This is a genomic window from Faunimonas sp. B44 (assembly GCF_052655945.1).
In genome coordinates this window covers 25023-40737 of record NZ_JBQYEX010000003.1, presented here as the reverse complement: position 1 = coordinate 40737, position 15715 = coordinate 25023, and the positions used below count along the sequence as shown (strand labels likewise).

Below are 15715 nucleotides of genomic sequence, written 5' to 3'. Positions count from 1 at the left end.
GCCCGTTCAGATGCCGAGCTGGCGCAGAAGATCGGGAGGGTAGCGCAGGCCTGCGGCGGCCCCCGGCGCGAACGCACTCCCGAGAATCGCGAGGTCGGCATCGTCGAGACGGACCGCCGCGCTGGCGATGTTCTCCTCCATATGTGCGCTGCGGTGGGTACCCGGGATGGGGACGATCCCCTCCGGCCGACCGAGGAGCCAGGCGAGCGCGACCTGCGCGGGCGTGCAGCCGTGACGTTCCGCGACCTGGCGGAGCGGGTCGAGCAGGCGTCCGTTCCGGGCGAAATTGTCGCCCTGGAAGCGCGGGTGAATGCGTCGGAGGTCGTGCGAGGGAAGTCCTTCGAGGCTCTTCAACGCGCCGGAGAGAAACCCGCGCCCGAGCGGGCTGTAGGCGACGAGCCCGATGCCGAGCTCGTCGAGCAGCGGCAGGATCTCCGCCTCCGCGTCGCGCGACCAGAGGGAGTATTCCATCTGGAGGGCGCTGATCGGATGGACGGCATGGGCGCGCCGGATCGTGCCGGGACCCGCCTCGCAGAGGCCGAGGAAGCGGACCTTGCCGGCCTCCACCAGCCGCGTCATCGCGCCGACCGTCTCCTCGATCGGCACGGCCGGGTCGACCCTGTGCAGGTAATAGAGGTCGATCGTCTCGACCTTCAGCCGGCGCAGGCTCGCGTCGCAGGCGATCGGCACGTAGTCGGGCCGGCCGTTCACGCCGGCGGGTCTGCCGTCCGGGCCGCGCATGTTGCCGAACTTGGTTGCGAGCACGAGCCCGGCGCGGCGCGCGCCTAGCACCGCGCCGAGGAAGCTCTCGTTGCGGCCGCTGCCGTAGGCGTCGGACGTGTCGAGCAAGGTGACGCCGCGCTCGAGGGCGAGGTTGACGGTGGCGCGCGATTCCTCCGGGTCGGGGCTGCCGTAGCCGGAGGTGAGGCCGAGACAGCCGAGCCCGATCGACGCGACCTCGGGGCCGTGTGCGCCGAGGCGCCGCGCTTGCATCCGTGTCGGTCCTTACCCTGCCTGATCAGCCAGAGCGGCCGACCGCCGCGCCGCCCTGTAGCGCGACCAGATCACGTAGAGGATCAGCAGCAGGGCCAGCACGAGCAGCGTGCCGCTGATCGGCCGCTGCAGGAAGCCCATGTAGTCGCCGCGGAAGAGGAGCAATCCGCGCCGGAGGTTCTCCTCAAGGAGCGGCCCCAGGATGTAGCCGATCAGGAGCGGGGCGGGCTCGAAATCGAGGAGGCGCAGGCCGTAGCCGACGAGCCCGATGATCAGCACCATCCAGATGTCGAAGTAGTTGTTGTTGACGCTGAACACGCCGATGCAGATGAGGATGAGGATTGCTGGGTAGAGGAGCTTGTAGGGGATCCTGAGGATGCTCACCCAGATCCCGATCAGCGGAATGTTGAGGACGAGGAGCAGCAGGTTCCCGATCCAGAAGCTGGCGATGACGCCCCAGAACAGCTCCTGGTTCTGCGTGACCAGGCGCGGCCCCGGCTGGATGCCGTGCACCATCAGCGCGCCGAGCATGATCGCCATCGTCGCGGTGCCCGGAATGCCGAGCGCGAGCGTCGGTATGAACGCAGTCTGGACGGCGGCGTTGTTGGATGCCTCCGGCGAGGCGATGCCTTCGATCGCGCCCTTTCCGAAGCGGCTCGGATCGCGCGCGACGCGCTTCTCCAGCACGTAGCTCATGAAGGAGGCGAGCGAAGGCCCGGTCCCGGGCAGCGGCCCGAACAGCGAGCCGATCGCGCTGCCGCGTAGGATCGCTGGCACGGAAAGCCGCCATTCCTCGCGCGAGGGCAGCATGGAGCGGAGCGCGATCCGCTTCTGTACGATTTCGCCTCCCGGCCGGTTGATGGAGGCGATCACCTCCGACACGCCGAAGAGGCCCATCGCGAGGACGACCATGTTGATGCCGTCCTGCAGCTCGTAGAAGCCGAGATCGTAGCGCACCACGCCGGTGTTGAGGTCCGTGCCGATGCAGCCGATGAGGAGCCCGAACACGATCATGATCAGGCCCTTGATCGGCGAGCCCTGGGCGACGGTGCCGGCGGCGATCAGCCCGAACAGGATGATGGCGAAATACTCCGCCGGGCCGAAGGCGAGCGCCATCGTCATGATGAGCGGCGTCAGCACCATCATGACGACGATCCCGATCGAGCCGCCGATGAAGGAGGCGATGCTCGTCATGAAGAGCGCGATGCCGGCCTTGCCCTGCTTCGCCATCGGGTAGCCGTCGAGGCAGGTGACCGCGCTCGCCGGCGTGCCGGGCAGGCGGAGCAGGATCGAGGCGGTCGAGCCGCCGTATTCGGCGCCGTAATAGACGCCTGCAAGCAGGATCAGCGCCGTGGTCGGGCTGAGATAGAAGGTGACGGGCAGGAGCATGGAGACGGCGGCGAGCGCGCCGATGCCGGGCAGGACGCCGATCGCCGTGCCGAGCAGAACGCCGAGAAAGCAGTAGGCGAGATTGTCGAGCGACAGCGCGACACTGAAGCCGAGGATCAGGGCGTCCATTGCAGGAGCCCCCGGAAGGCCGGCATCGGCAGATTGAGGCCCAGGCGGAAGATCGCCCATGCGGACACCGCGAGGAAGACGGCGAGCGCGATCGTGACCACCGGCCGGGCGGTCCTGTCGCCGAGCGAAGCGAGGACAACGGCGAGGACGACGGCCGGGATGAAGCCCAGCCAGCGCAGCCCGAGCCCGAAGGCGACGATCGCCGCCGCACAGGCGATCAGCGGGCGCCAGGCGATCGTCTCCTCCGTCACCTCCGGCGGACCGGCCTGGAACAGCGACACCAGGGACAGCCCAATCAAGAGGATGCCGAGCACGAGCGGCAGGTAACCCGGACCCATGCGCTGGGCCGTGCCCCAATTCATCCCGAAGGCGCCGGCGACGAAGAACAGTCCAACGGCGCAGAAGACGAGCCCGCCGATCAGGTCCCGCCTCCGCCTCGATTCGATCATTGGATTCCGCCCGCTCGGTTCAGGTCTGTTCAAGCATTTCGGGCCCGAGCGTCGACCGCTCGGGCCCGCGCGTGAAGGATCAGGGCGAGTGTCCGCGGCAATCCGCCAAGCGTCGCACGCGGCACCTGCCGCGGCTCATTCCGCCTTGATGCCGCGCTGCTCCACGAAGGCGGACCAGTTCGTGATCTCGCTGTCGAGCGTCGATCCCATCTCCTCGGCCGCCCCGAATTCCGGGGCGACCTCGATCCGGGCGAGCCGCTCCTGGACCTCCGGCTTCTTCAGGATTTCCTCGACCGCGCCCGCGAGCTTGGCCTTCACCGGCTCGGGAGTTCCGGCCGGGACGAAGAGGCCCCACCAGAAGCGCAGCTCGACATCCGAGGACACGCCGAGTTCCTCGAGCGAGGGGACGTCCGGCATCGTCGGGTTCCGCTCCCTCGACGTCACCGCGAGTACCTTGGCGCCGCCTTCCTCCGCGAGCTTCCGCGCGCTGCCGATGCTCTGCATCATGGCGTCGACATGGCCGCCGACCACGGCGGCATTCGCCTCGCCCCCGCCGCGATAGGGGATGTGCTGCGGCTCGATGCCGAGATTGGTGGCGAGCGCTTCGAAGGTCATGTGCGAGACGCTGCCGACGCCGGAGGAGCTGAAGTTGACGCCGCCCTGCTTGGTCTTCGCGTATTCGACGAAATCCTGGAAGGTGGCCGGCTCGAGCTTGGAGTGGATGATGAGCGCCATCGGGGCCGTTCCGACCTTGGCGACCGGGTCGAACGCCTTGCGCGGGTCGAGCGGCTCGTCGGGCCGCAACGCCTTGCCGAGCGCGACCGCGTTCTCGGCGAGGAGGACGGTGTAGCCGTCGGGCTCCGCCGATTCGATCGAGCGCCACGCCACGTAGCCGCCCGCGCCAGGCCGGTTCTCCACCACGACGGGCTGGCCGAGCGCATGGCCGAGATCGTCGACGATCACCCGGGCGAGGTTGTCGGTGGATCCGCCGGGCGAGAACGCCACGACGAGCGTGATCGGCTTGTTCGGAAAGTTCTCCGCACCGCCCTGCGCGAACGCGGCACCACAGGCCGTGATCGCCGCCAGCGCGCCGAGGCCGAACCTCACAAAAGTTCTCATTCTTCGATCCTCCCTTTCTTCAATCGATCGGCGCCGGCCTCCCCCGGCCGGCCGCCCCGTTCCCGGCTCTTCAGTCGAGCGCCAGCGCCAGGCGCCGGGAACCGCCGCGGATGCCCGCGCGCGCGGACCAGCGATCCCCCAGCCAGTCCGCGATGAAATCGATGCCTGCCTGCCGGTCGTCGACCTGGCAGTGCTGCGAGCCGCCTTCTTCCGACGTGAAGATCTTCAGCGTCTTGTCGGGCGAGCCGGCCTCGTCGTGCAGGCGCTTAACGGAATCGAGCGGCACGAGCGGGTCGTTCTCGCCATGCACGACAAGGAACGGGCAGGTCATCTTCTGCACCACGCCGTCCAGCGAGAAGCGGGCCATCTTGGCGAAGGATTCCTCGCGGCTGCTCGTCCCGAGAACCCACTGGATCTGGAAGTCGCTCGTCGTCGCGCGGCTGGCGTCATCGGCGATCCGGTACTTGTTGGCGAGCCATTCCGTCATGTCCCAGTAGGTCGCGCCGAAGGCGACGCAGGCGGAATAGCGCTGTTCGATGCTGGCCGCGCGCGGTGCGCAATACCCTCCGAAGCTGTAGCCCATCACGGCGACGCGGGCGGGGTCCACGTCCGCGCGGCCGGCCACGTAATCGAAGGCCGCCGTTCCGGGGACCTCGTAATCGTGCCGGTACTTGAGGCCGCGGAGCCGGACGGCTTCACCCTGGCCGGGCCCGTCGACGGCGAGCGTGTGGAAGCCGTGGCGGGCGAATTCCAAGCCGGCGAAGAGGACGCTCATCTCCTTGCAATTGTCGAGGCCGTCGAAGACGACCACCGTCGGAGCACGGCTCGGAACGCCCGGCGCCTTCATGAAATAGGCGGGGAGGCTCGCGCCGTCGGGCATCGGCACGTCGACCACCTCGATCTCGGGGTAGCGGCGGGTCAGGCCAGCGCGGTAGCAGGCAAGCGCCTTCAGATAGATGGCGTGCTTGTCGTCGCCGGGCGGCACCATGCGCTCGCCGGTGTAGTAGTAGTTCCCGGCCCGCAGATAATAGTGACCGGCGGTGAGGTCGTGGCCGGCGGCCGCGGCGGCGTCGCCCATGCGCTCGACATGCGCCGCCATCCCGCACCATTCCTCGCGCCAGGCGGAAGCGTCGCCTTCGCGGCCGCGCAGGCGGGTGCCGATGCGGTCGATCTCAGCAAGAGCGACCGCACCGTAGGGCGCCATGCCCTTGCAGATCAGCGTCGCATTCGACCACGAGGCGTGACCCGGGAAGTGGGCGATCCATTCGCCGATCGGCGGCTCTTCTCTCGGCTTCACCATCCACTCCCCCGGTGCAGCCAGCGCACCATGAAGTCGTCGGTCCGCCATCGGCTGGGGACGGCGGTCACGGGAGAGTTCTCGGCCGAAGACCTGCTGGAGATTGAAGTCTTCCGGCGAGAACAACTTTCGGTCAGTGCCGGGCGCCCCAGGCGGAGCCGGAAACCACTCTCGACCGCTCTGATGTTGCTGTCCTTCAGTGCGGTCAGTGTGAGGCAGGGCGCGGAGGCGATGCACCCCGCAATCCCGTGAAACAGTTTAAAGCCGGGGTGGATAAAGGGCGCTGATGCAAGGCGATCCACCCTACGCCTCGTGCGATGAGGGTGCGGGGCCATCCCGCCGGCCGGGTCGCCGGGCCTGGACGGGAACCTGGAAAGCGCAGTCGCCACGACCGATTGCCCGTCACAGGTTGAAAACGACGAGCCGCTCTTCCGTCATCTCGCGGATGGCGTAATGGGGCCCCTCGCGGCCGATGCCGCTGTTCTTCACGCCGCCATAGGGCAGTTGGTCGGTGCGCCAGGTCGAGGTCCCGTTGATGATGACGGCGCCGCTCCGGATCCGCCGCGCGGCGCGAATCGCCACCTCGAGCGACTTCGTGTAGATGCCGCATTGCAGGCCGAGGGGCGCATCGCTGACGAGCCGGAACATGGCGTCGAGATCGCTGTAGCGCTGGATGGAGGCCACCGGCCCGAACACCTCGTTGCAGACCACCTGCATGGTCGGGTCGACGTCGACGAGGAGCGTCGGCTCGATCTGCGCGCCGTGGCGGCCGCCGCCCGCAAGCAGTTTCGCGCCACGCTCGACCGCTTCCTTCACCCAGGATTCGACACGCCGGGCGGCGGCTTCGTCGATGAGGGTGCCGACATCGGTGTCGGGATCGAGCGGGTCGCCGATCCTGAGCTTGCGCACTTCCTCCGCGACGCGCTCGACGAAGCGGTCATAGAGGCTCTCATGGGCGTAGATGTTCTGGACGGAGGCGCAGCTCTGGCCGGCGAGGCGCATGGCGTTGCGCGCGCAGACCGGGGCGGCCTCCTCGATGTCGGCGTCCGCGTGCACGATCGTCTGCCCCGTGCCGCCGAGCTCGAGCGCGACGCGGCGAAGGCCAGAGGCCGCCTTGATCTCCGCACCGACCCTGGTCGAGCCGGTGAAGGTGACGAAATCCACGCGCGGATCGCGCACGAGAAGCGGCCCGACCGTGTTGCCGTAGACGACGTTCAGGAAGCCCGCAGGCACGCCGGCATCGACGAAGAGCTCGACCAGCTTGTGGACCACCAAGGCCGCCTGCGGAGGCGGCTTCAGGACGATCGTGTTGCCGGCTGCGAGCGCGGGCGCGACCTTGTGGGCGGCGAGGTTGAAGGGCGCGTTGAAGGGCGTGATGCCGGCGACCACCCCAACGGGGAAACGCAGCAGCATGGCAAGCTTGCCGGCGCCCATGGCGGTCGCATCGAGGGGCACGTGCTCGCCCTGGATGCGGACGGCTTCCTCGGCCGAAAGCCTGATCGTGTCGCGCGAGCGGGCGATTTCGGCCCGCGAATCCTTCAGCGCCTTGCCCGTCTCCCGGGTCATGATCTCGGCGATCGTGTCGGCGCGTTCGGCGAGGAGCCGGCCGACGCGGTCGAGCAGGGCCGCGCGCTCGTAGCCCGGCGTGGCGGCGGCCGCGTCCTTGGCGGCAACGGCGGCCGCGATGGCCGCGTCGAGATCCTCGGCGGTCGATTCCGGAACGAGCGAGACGGCTTCGCCGCGATAGGGGTCGCGGACCTCATACTCCGTCGCGCCGTAGCGCCATTCCCCGCCGATCAGCATCGGCACGCGCACGATCCGGGTCGTCGTCGCGACCTCCATTGCCCTGACACTCATGCGTTCACCCCAGTCCGCGCGCCGCGCTCGTCTGAAGCGCCGCGGCTCATTGACAATCCCGGTTCACGATACTCTAGTGCACGAGAAATGGGAATTGCGCTTATCCGTCGAAATGAGACGGCGGCTGAGGCGCAGTCACGGGATCGCCCGCAGGGAAGGAGACACGATGGTCGTCGAGGAACGGATCTATACGCTGCAGCCGATGTCGGCGGGGGGCTTCCTGTCGCTGGTGGAGGAGGAAGGCTTCGCGGTGCAGACGGAGCATCTCGGCAAGCCGGTCGGCTATTACTCGACCGAGTTCGGCCCGCAGAACCAGATCGTGCATCTCTGGGCTTATCGAGACCTCCAGGAGCGGGCGGAGCGCCGGGCGGCGCTGGTCGCCGATCCGCGCTGGCAGGCGTTCCGGCCGAAGCTGAAGCCGTTCCTGGTCAGCCAGGAGAACAAGCTGCTCATCCCCGCCCGCTTCGCGCCCGTGGAGCGCTAGGCGGCCGCCGGTCGGACAAGCGCGCTCGCCGCAGCCAAGAGGATGACATGGAACGGATAGCATTCATCGGCCTCGGCGCCATGGGCGAGCCCATGGTCGCCAACCTGCTCGCCAAGGGCTTTGCCGTCACGATCGTCGGCCACCGCCGGCCGGAGCCGGTCGAGCGCCTGCGCGCGCTGGGGGCGGGCGTGGCGGCAAGCCTCGCCGAAGCCGTGCGGGAAAGCGACGTCGTCATCCTGATGCTGCCGTCATCGCGCGAGGTCGAGGCGGTCGCGCTCGGCGCCCGCGGGCTCGAGGAGGCGGTCCGGCCGGGCGCGGTCGTGGTCGACTGCTCGACCAGCGACCCCGCCAGCACCGCCCGGATCGGCGAGCGGCTCCGCGCCCGCGGCATCGGCATGGTCGACGCGCCGGTGACGCGCGGCGTGGCGGGCGCCAAGCAGGGCAAGCTCGCCTTCTTCGTCGGCGGCGAGGAGAACGACATCGAGCGCGTGAAGCCGTGCCTTTCGGCGATGGGCGACACCTTCCACATGATGGGCCCGCTCGGCTCCGGCCACGCCACCAAGACGATGACGAACACGCTGAGCTACGCCACGGTCGCGCTCGTCGGCGAGATGCTGATGCTCGGCGAACGGCTCGGGCTCGATGCCAACGCGCTGCAGGAGGCGCTGATGTCGGGGGCGGCGAGCAAGGCGCTCGAATCCTTCGGCCCGCGCATCATCGCGCGCGAATATTCGTCGCCACGCGTCTCCATCGCGAATGTCTGCGCGCATCTCGATATCGCGGGCGGCCTTGCGGAGCGGACCGGTTCGTCGCTTCCCGTGCTCGCGGCCGCCGAGGAGGTCTACCAGCGGGTCTCCGACCTCGGGCACGACGGGAGCGACATGTCGAGCATCGCCGAGCTCTGGTCGGAGCCCTCCGGCGGCGCCCCGACGCGCGCCGCCTCCTGAGCGGGCGCAGGGCACCGCCGTGACGATCATCGACTTCCGGCTGAGGCCGCCGGTGGGCGGCTTCCTCGACATGATCATGTATGCGAACGCGCCGCGGCGCGACCGCCTGACGCGCATGCACGGCTTCGAGCCGGCGCCCTCGGCCTCGCAGCACTCCATGCCGATGCTGCTCGACGAGATGGACCGCGCCGGCGTGACAATGGGCGTGGTGGTCGGGCGCATGTCGGGCGCCTTCGGCTCCGTCAGCAACGACGACGTGGCGGCGATCGTGGCGGACCATCCGGGGCGGTTCGTGGGGGTTGCGTCGATCGATCCGGCGAGCCGGGACGGGGCGATCGCGGAGATCACGCGCGCAGCGGAGGCGGGGTTCCGGGCCGTCAACATCGAGCCGGCCTCATACCCTGTCCCGATGCTCGCCGACGACCGCCGGCTCTATCCGATCTACGCCCATTGCGAGGGCCTGCGCATCCCGGTCCTGATCATGGCCGGCGGCAGCGCCGGGCCGGACCTCAGCTTCACCGAGCCGGCGCACCTCGACCGCGTGGCGGCCGATTTTCCGGAGCTCAGGATCGTCGTCACGCATGGCGGCTGGCCGTGGGTGCACCAGGTGCTCCACATCGCTTACCGCCGGCCGAACGTCTACGTCTCGCCGGACCAGTATCTCGCCAACATGCCCGGCATGAACGACTACGTGGCGGCGGCCGACGGCTTCCTCTCGGACCGGTTCCTCTACGGCAGTTCCTATCCGTTCACACCGGTCGACACGTATGCCGAATGGTTCCTGAGGCTGCCGATCCGGCCGGAGGCGATGGAAAGGGTGCTGTTCCGGAATGCGGCCGAGCTGCTCGGGATCGACCTGCCGTGAGCCGGACCGCAGCCGACGGTGCGCGCCCTGCGGAGGAAAGCCGGGGTTCCGGCGGTCCCGGCCGGCGCAAGCACGAAGCATGCCACCCGGGTGCACCTGCCGGCTATCTGAGGCCGGTCAACAGGAGGCGTTCTGGTTGACATTCCCAATTCCCAACAGTGTAATTCGAAAGAAACGGGAATTGGCATGGTGAAGGCCGGGGCGGGGGTCGCCGAACGGCCAATAACGGGAGGATCTTCGAATGAGCATCATCCGCACGACGACATTTCCCGATCCGCGCCTGTCGCGGCGCACCTTCATGCAGGGCACCGGCGCCGCGGCCGCCGCGGCCGCCTTCGGCGGCCCGCTGATGGGTAGCGCACAAGCCCAGGAAACCCTGATGTGGTACTCCGCCTCCTCGGTGGAGTCGGTCGACGGCTGGGCCAAGATGTTCAAGGAGAAGACCGGCCATACCGTCGAGTACTTCCGCGCCGGCGGCGTGAAGCTCGCACAGCGCTTCGAGCAGGAGGCGAAGGCCAACCAAGCGCAGTGCGGCCCGATCGACGTGTCGATTCCCGGGCTCATGTCGCAGTGGGCCCGCGACGGCATGCTGATGGAATACGAGAGCCCGGAAGCGAAGCATTATCCGGACGACATCCAGATGAAGGGCTTCTGGACGCCGATCAAGGCGCTCGTCTGCTGCATGGCCTACAACGCCGACATCATCAAGGAGGACGAGGCGCCGAAATCCTGGGAGGATCTTCTCGACCCGAAATGGAAGGGCAAGCTCGTCTGCGCCGACGCCTTCTCCAGCGGCGCGACGCTGCACTGGTACGGCGCGCTGCGGCAGACATACGGCAAGGAGTTCATGGAGAAGCTGTCCGAGCAGGACGTGCTGATCCGCGCCGGTTCCGGCGAGACGACCGACACCGTCATTTCCGGCGAACGCCCGGTCGCGGCGATGATCCTGCAGTATTACGTGTTCGGCGAGATTCAGAAGGGCGCCAATCTGAACGTCGTCTTCCCGGAAGAGGGGCTGCCGATCAGCTACGAGGTGATCGGCATCGCCAAGAGCGCGCCGAACCCGGAGCTCTCCAAGCAGTTCGTCGATTTCACGCTGAGCAACGAGGCCCAGACCTACTGGCAGCAGACCTATTCGACGCCGTCCATGCGCGACGACGTCGAGCCGCTTTCGCGCGAGCACGGCCGGCGCCCGCTCAGCGAGGTGAAGCGGATGGCAAGCTCGGCTGCCGATCTCGACAGGCTCTTCGGACAGCAGACCGAGCTGCTCGACGAGTGGGGCACGCTCTTCAAGTAAGAGCCGATCAAAGGAAATCCGGGGCGCGTCGCCAGGCGCGCCCTTTCAGCATCCCAGGTCGGGCAGGTCCGTGGCGATATCGGAATCGGCTGGTTTTTCCGGCTTCATGATGAAGCGGGTCCGGGGCGCGTCGCTCTTCGATCCGCTGTTCTACGTGCAGATCCTCGTGATCCTGTTCCTCGCCGCGTTGATCATCTATCCGGTGGCGATCCTGATCAACATGGCCTTCCGGGACGACACCGGGGGACTGACGCTGCGCTGGTTCGCCGAGGCCTACGGCAACCCCCGCAACCTCAGCGCGATCGTCAACACGCTCATCATCGCCGTCGGAACCGCGATCGCGTCGACGGTCGCCGGCACGTTCCTGGCTTGGGCCGTGGTCCGCACCGACATGCCGGGTCGGCGGCTCATCGAGATGGCGGCGATCGTCCCGTTCATCTCGACGCCCTTCATCGGGGCGCTCGCCTGGGTGCTCCTGGCGAGCCCCGGCACGGGCCTCATCAACCAGCTCTGGAACTATGCCGGCGGGCCCGGGGCGCTCATCAACATCTATTCGCTCGGCGGCATCATCTTCGTGGAATCGCTCTACGAGATGCCGTTCGTCTTCCTCATGGTCGCCGGCGCGCTGCGCTCCATGGATCCGACGCTGGAGGAAGCCTCGCTGTCGGCCGGCGCGGGGCTCTGGCGGACGACGATCAAGGTGACGCTGCCGCTCGTGCTGCCGGCGATCCTGGGCGGCGCGCTGCTCGTCTTCGTCCTCGCCGCAGAGCAGTTCGGCGTGCCCGCCGTGCTCGGCACCCCGGCCCGCATCAGGGTGCTCACGACCACCATCGTGGAAACGCAGGCGTCCTATCCCGTCCGCCTCGGCCTCGGCGCGGCGCTCAGCGTCACGCTTCTCGCCATCGCGCTGATCGGCCTGTGGCTCCAGCGCCGGATGCTCGGCACGCGCTCCTACACCACGGTCGGCGGGAAGGGCGCGCATCCGCGCCGGTTCCAGCTCGGCCCCTTCCGCTGGGTGATCTTCGGCTTCTGCATTGCCTATCTGATGCTCGCGGTCGTGCTGCCCTACGCGGCGATCTTCATGAGCTCGATCCGGACCATCTGGACGGCCGATTTCCGGTGGGAGCAGTGGACGCTCGAGAACTACCGGTGGGTCATCTTCGACTATCCGATCACGCAGCGTGCGATCGTCAACAGCCTGTTCCTCGCAGTCGTCGGAGCGAGCGTCACGATGCTCCTCTGCGCGCTCATCTCGTTCCTGTCGCTGCGCACGAAGCTGCCCGGCCGGAAGGTGCTCGACTACCTCAGCATGGTGCCGATGGGCTTTCCGGGCGTGGTGCTGGCGTTCGGGCTCCTGCACGCCTGGATCTATCCGCCGCTGGTGCTCTACGGCACGATCTGGATCCTCTTCGTCGCCTACATGACGCGCTATATCCCGATCGGCGTGCGGTCCACGTCGGCGACCCTGGTACAGATCCACCCCGAGCTGGAGGAATCGTCGCTGTCGAGCGGGGCGAACTGGTTCCAGACCTTCAAGAACGTGACGCTGCCGCTTCTGAAGCCGGGCATCTTCGCGGGCTGGATCCTGCTCTTCATCGCCTTCTCGCGCGAGCTGAGCGCCTCGATCCTGCTCTATTCGCCCAGGCTGGAGGTGCTTTCGGTCGCAATCTACGACCTCCTGCTCGGCGGGCAGTTCCGCGCGCTCTCCGCGCTCGCCTTCATCCAGATCGGAATGGCGCTCGTGATGCTCGCCGTAGCGAAGTGGGTGTCGGGCCTCGACCGCACGCCCGGGCACTGAGGACGCCGGAGGACACCATGACCACGCTCACCGTCGACCAGCTGACCAAGCGCTACAACGGCGTGCTCGCCGTCGACTGCATCTCGTTCGGCGTCGGGGCTGACGAGTTCGTCTCCCTGCTCGGTCCGAGCGGCTGCGGCAAGACGACGACGCTGCGCTGCATCGCCGGGTTCGAACGGCCCGACGCAGGCGTAATCAGCCTCAACGGCGAACCCATCGTCAATGCCGCGACCGGCTTCTTCCGCCCTCCGAACAAGCGGCATTTCGGCATGGTGTTCCAGTCCTACGCGGTCTGGCCCCACATGACGGTCCACGAGAACGTGGCCTATCCGCTCAAGGTGCAGGGCGGCATCCCGCGGGGGGAGATGGCAGCGCGCGTTGCCGACAAGCTTCGCATCGTGGGGCTGAAGGGCTACGAGAAGCGCTACCCGACCCAGCTCTCCGGCGGGCAGCAGCAGCGCGTGGCGCTCGCGCGCGCCCTCGTCATGGAGCCGCGTGCACTACTCTTCGACGAACCGCTCTCCAACCTCGACGCCAAGCTCCGCGAGCGGATGCGGTTCGAACTGATCGAGATCCAGAGCAAGCTCGGCATCCCGGCCGTCTACGTCACGCACGACCAGTCCGAAGCCATGGTCATGAGCCGGACGGTCATCGTCATGGAGAAGGGCCGCATCTCGCAATCGGGGAGCCCCGAGGAGATCTATGCGCGGCCGCGCTCGCGCTTCGTCGCCGACTTCATCGGCCTCAGCAACTTCATCGAAGGGCGCGTCCTTGGCCCCGCGGCGAACGGACACTGGGCGGTGCGGACGGCGATGGGGGAACTCGTCTGCAGCAGCGACGACCCGCTCGTGCCCGGCCGCGACGCCGTGCTGGCGGTGCGTCCCGAATCGATCCGGCTCGCACGTGCGCCCGCGGATCGGCCGAACAGCGTTCCCGTCGTCCTGAGGCGCCGGTATTTCCTCGGGCCCTATTCGGAGTATTTCGTTGCCGCCGGCGAGACGTCGCTGCGCGTCCAGACCAGCGAGCATGTGGACGCGCCGCCGGGCACGCAGCTCTTCGCACACATCGCGCCCGAGCGTTGCCGCGTCCTCGCGGACGAGCACGTCGCAGCGGCTTCGGCCGAGGTGGCGGCCCGGGCGGGCCAGGCGGAGGAACTCGCGATCGGCCAGCAATTCGTCGGGGCGGCCTGAGCGGCGGACGTCCCGTCACATCCGGTCCGGCCCTCGCGGCCGGTCCACGAACGGCGCCCACGCGGGCCAACCAGGAAAGACTCCGATGCACGACAACATGCTGAACGGCGGACAGGTCATCGTCGACTACCTGATCCGCGAGAAGGTGCCCTACGCCTTCGGGCTCTGCGGCCACGGCAACATCAGCCTGATCGACGCGCTCTACGAGCGCGCCGACGACATCAAGACGATCTCGGTCCGCCATGAGAGCATTTCGGGCTTCATGGCGGACGTCTATTATCGCGTATCGGGGCAGCCGACGGCGACCTTCACCTCCTGCGGCCCCGGCTCGGCGAACATGCCGATCTGCCTCGCCAACGCCTATCTCGATTCCGTGCCGTTCCTCGCGATCACCGGCAACGTGCCGACCAGCCAGTTCAACCGCGGCGCGTTCCAGGAACTCTACCGGCATTACCAGGCGGATTTCCCCTCGACCGTCCAGGCCTATTGCAAGCGGGTCTTCCAGCCGACCCGCGGCGAGATGGTGCCACTCGCGATCCGGCAGGCGTGGAAGACGATGGTGACGGGCCGCCCGGGGCCGGTCGTGCTGGACGTGCCCTTCGACATCTTCAAGGAGGCCGCCGCGGAGGAGACGCCGCGGCCGGAGGAATGGACCGCCAACATCTCCTGCAAGGCGGGCGCCGATCCGGAAGGCGTCGAGAAGGCGGTCGACATGCTGCTGTCCGCCGAGCGGCCGGTGATCCTGGTCGGGCAGGGCGTGAAGTACGGCGGCGCGGTGGAGGAGCTGCTCCGGCTCGCGGAGCGGCTCCGCATCCCGGTTGCCTATTCGGCGAGCGGGCAGGGTGCGATCGACAGCCGCCACGCGCTCAATCTCGGGCTCGTCGCCCGCAACGGGCACTTCCAGGCGAACCAGGCGACGCGGCAGGCGGACGTGCTGCTCGCGCTCGGCGTCCGTTTCGACGACCGCACCTCGAGCTCCTGGATCCCCGGCTATTCCTTCACCATCCCGCCGACGAGGCTCATCCATGTCGACATCGACCCCGACGAGATCGGCCGGAACTATCCGGTCGCGCTCGGCCTGATGGCGGATGTGCGGACATTCCTGCGCCAGGTGAACGCCGAGATCGACCGGCGCCCGGATGCCACGACGATCCCGCAGGCGCGCGAGCGCTGGCTCGCCGCCATCGACGGCTGGCGGAAGGAGTGGAACGCCTTCATCGAGCCCGGTTTCCACGACGATTCGACGCCGATCCATCCCCAGCGCGCCGCCCGCGTCATCGACCGCGCGCTGCCGGAGGACGCCATCCTCGTGAGCGACATCGGCATCCACCACAACTGGCTGATCCAGTTCTGCGAGCCGCGCCGCCCGGACTCCCTCATCGGCTCGATGGGCTTCGGCCCGATGGGCTTCGGCGTTGGCGGCGTGCTCGGCGCCAAGCTCGCAGCGCCCGACCGCCCTTGCGTCTCGGTCTGCGGCGACGGCGCGTTCTTCATGCACGCCAACGTGCTCGGCACTGCGGTCGAATACGACATTCCCGTCGTGTGGGTGGTGTGGAACAACTACGCCTACGCCTCGATCCGCGGCCTGCAGCGCGGCTATCTCGGCGGACGCGAACTGGCGACCGACTTCAAGCACCCGGAGACGGGGCAGCCCTACAACCCGGACTTCGCGGCCATGGCGCGCGCAGCCGGCATCGAGGGCATCAGCGTCGACCGCGCCGACGATCTCGGCGATGCGATCAAGGCGGCGGTGGCGAAGAACCGCCCGGTCCTGATCGACGCCAATATCGGCGCCGACAAGAACCCGGCCGGCGCCGGCGTTTGGGAGTTGCCGGGCCTCGGCGTCGGCAAGCCGGCGATCGGCAGCCGCTACGAGCCCGCCTGAGCACCGATCAAGAACC

Annotated in this window: 13 protein-coding genes; 7 read left to right on the top strand and 6 right to left on the bottom strand. The window is 68.2% G+C overall.

Features of this window, described 5'->3' with window-relative positions:
- Window positions 1-6 precede the first annotated feature (6 nt).
- The 6 genes from ACUN0C_RS06295 to ACUN0C_RS06270 form a co-directional block, all read right to left on the bottom strand.
- Window positions 7-993, bottom strand: coding sequence for an aldo/keto reductase (locus ACUN0C_RS06295; protein ID WP_445465483.1), 987 nt, complete (start codon window positions 991-993; stop codon window positions 7-9).
- 12 nt (window positions 994-1005) lie between these two features.
- On the bottom strand, window positions 1006-2511 hold the full coding sequence (locus ACUN0C_RS06290) for a tripartite tricarboxylate transporter permease (RefSeq protein WP_445465482.1): 1506 nt from the start codon (window positions 2509-2511) through the stop codon (window positions 1006-1008).
- Window positions 2499-2960, bottom strand: a complete 462-nt coding sequence (locus ACUN0C_RS06285; RefSeq protein WP_445465481.1) for a tripartite tricarboxylate transporter TctB family protein — start codon at window positions 2958-2960, stop codon at window positions 2499-2501. The genes ACUN0C_RS06290 and ACUN0C_RS06285 overlap by 13 nt, the downstream gene beginning before the upstream one ends.
- A gap of 135 nt (window positions 2961-3095) precedes the next feature.
- Entirely contained in the window at window positions 3096-4079 is a 984-nt protein-coding gene (locus ACUN0C_RS06280) for a Bug family tripartite tricarboxylate transporter substrate binding protein (protein ID WP_445465480.1), read from the bottom strand.
- 70 nt (window positions 4080-4149) lie between these two features.
- Entirely contained in the window at window positions 4150-5376 is a 1227-nt protein-coding gene (locus tag ACUN0C_RS06275) for an alpha/beta hydrolase family protein (RefSeq protein WP_445465479.1), read from the bottom strand.
- A gap of 402 nt (window positions 5377-5778) precedes the next feature.
- Complete coding sequence (locus ACUN0C_RS06270; RefSeq protein ID WP_445465478.1) at window positions 5779-7233, bottom strand: aldehyde dehydrogenase family protein; 1455 nt, start codon at window positions 7231-7233, stop codon at window positions 5779-5781.
- A gap of 166 nt (window positions 7234-7399) precedes the next feature.
- Here ACUN0C_RS06270 and ACUN0C_RS06265 point away from each other — a divergent pair, with 166 nt between their 5' ends.
- From ACUN0C_RS06265 to ACUN0C_RS06235, 7 genes are all read left to right on the top strand, one after another.
- Entirely contained in the window at window positions 7400-7717 is a 318-nt protein-coding gene (locus ACUN0C_RS06265) for an NIPSNAP family protein (RefSeq protein WP_445465967.1), read from the top strand.
- A complete protein-coding gene (locus tag ACUN0C_RS06260; RefSeq protein WP_445465966.1) occupies window positions 7624-8664 on the top strand; it encodes an NAD(P)-dependent oxidoreductase in 1041 nt (346 codons plus the stop codon). The genes ACUN0C_RS06265 and ACUN0C_RS06260 overlap by 94 nt, the downstream gene beginning before the upstream one ends.
- Window positions 8665-8683: 19 nt before the next feature.
- Window positions 8684-9529 (top strand): amidohydrolase family protein, encoded by an 846-nt coding sequence (locus tag ACUN0C_RS06255; RefSeq protein WP_445465477.1) that lies wholly within the window; start codon window positions 8684-8686, stop codon window positions 9527-9529.
- 241 nt (window positions 9530-9770) lie between these two features.
- Window positions 9771-10826 carry an extracellular solute-binding protein gene (locus ACUN0C_RS06250; protein WP_445465476.1) on the top strand — a complete coding sequence of 352 codons (1056 nt, stop codon included), beginning with the start codon at window positions 9771-9773 and terminating at the stop codon, window positions 10824-10826.
- Between the two features lie 109 nt (window positions 10827-10935).
- Window positions 10936-12624: an ABC transporter permease gene (locus tag ACUN0C_RS06245; protein ID WP_445465475.1), complete on the top strand. Its 1689-nt coding sequence runs from the start codon at window positions 10936-10938 to the stop codon at window positions 12622-12624.
- Window positions 12625-12641: 17 nt separating this feature from the next.
- The gene (locus ACUN0C_RS06240; protein WP_445465474.1) at window positions 12642-13814 is read left to right on the top strand and encodes an ABC transporter ATP-binding protein; all 1173 of its coding nucleotides are present in this window, start codon (window positions 12642-12644) and stop codon (window positions 13812-13814) included.
- An 85-nt stretch (window positions 13815-13899) separates the two neighbouring features.
- Window positions 13900-15699: a thiamine pyrophosphate-binding protein gene (locus tag ACUN0C_RS06235; protein WP_445465473.1), complete on the top strand. Its 1800-nt coding sequence runs from the start codon at window positions 13900-13902 to the stop codon at window positions 15697-15699.
- The last annotated feature ends 16 nt before the right edge of the window (window positions 15700-15715 follow it).

Coding starts and splice junctions, on each gene's coding strand:
- ACUN0C_RS06290 (WP_445465482.1), bottom strand. CDS start 2,511: ATGGACGCCCTGATCCTCGGCTTCAGTGTCGCGCTGTCGCTCGACAAT.
- ACUN0C_RS06280 (WP_445465480.1), bottom strand. CDS start 4,079: ATGAGAACTTTTGTGAGGTTCGGCCTCGGCGCGCTGGCGGCGATCACG.
- ACUN0C_RS06240 (WP_445465474.1), top strand. CDS start 12,642: ATGACCACGCTCACCGTCGACCAGCTGACCAAGCGCTACAACGGCGTG.
- ACUN0C_RS06285 (WP_445465481.1), bottom strand. CDS start 2,960: ATGATCGAATCGAGGCGGAGGCGGGACCTGATCGGCGGGCTCGTCTTC.
- ACUN0C_RS06270 (WP_445465478.1), bottom strand. CDS start 7,233: ATGAGTGTCAGGGCAATGGAGGTCGCGACGACGACCCGGATCGTGCGC.
- ACUN0C_RS06295 (WP_445465483.1), bottom strand. CDS start 993: ATGCAAGCGCGGCGCCTCGGCGCACACGGCCCCGAGGTCGCGTCGATC.
- ACUN0C_RS06245 (WP_445465475.1), top strand. CDS start 10,936: ATGAAGCGGGTCCGGGGCGCGTCGCTCTTCGATCCGCTGTTCTACGTG.
- ACUN0C_RS06250 (WP_445465476.1), top strand. CDS start 9,771: ATGAGCATCATCCGCACGACGACATTTCCCGATCCGCGCCTGTCGCGG.
- ACUN0C_RS06235 (WP_445465473.1), top strand. CDS start 13,900: ATGCACGACAACATGCTGAACGGCGGACAGGTCATCGTCGACTACCTG.
- ACUN0C_RS06265 (WP_445465967.1), top strand. CDS start 7,400: ATGGTCGTCGAGGAACGGATCTATACGCTGCAGCCGATGTCGGCGGGG.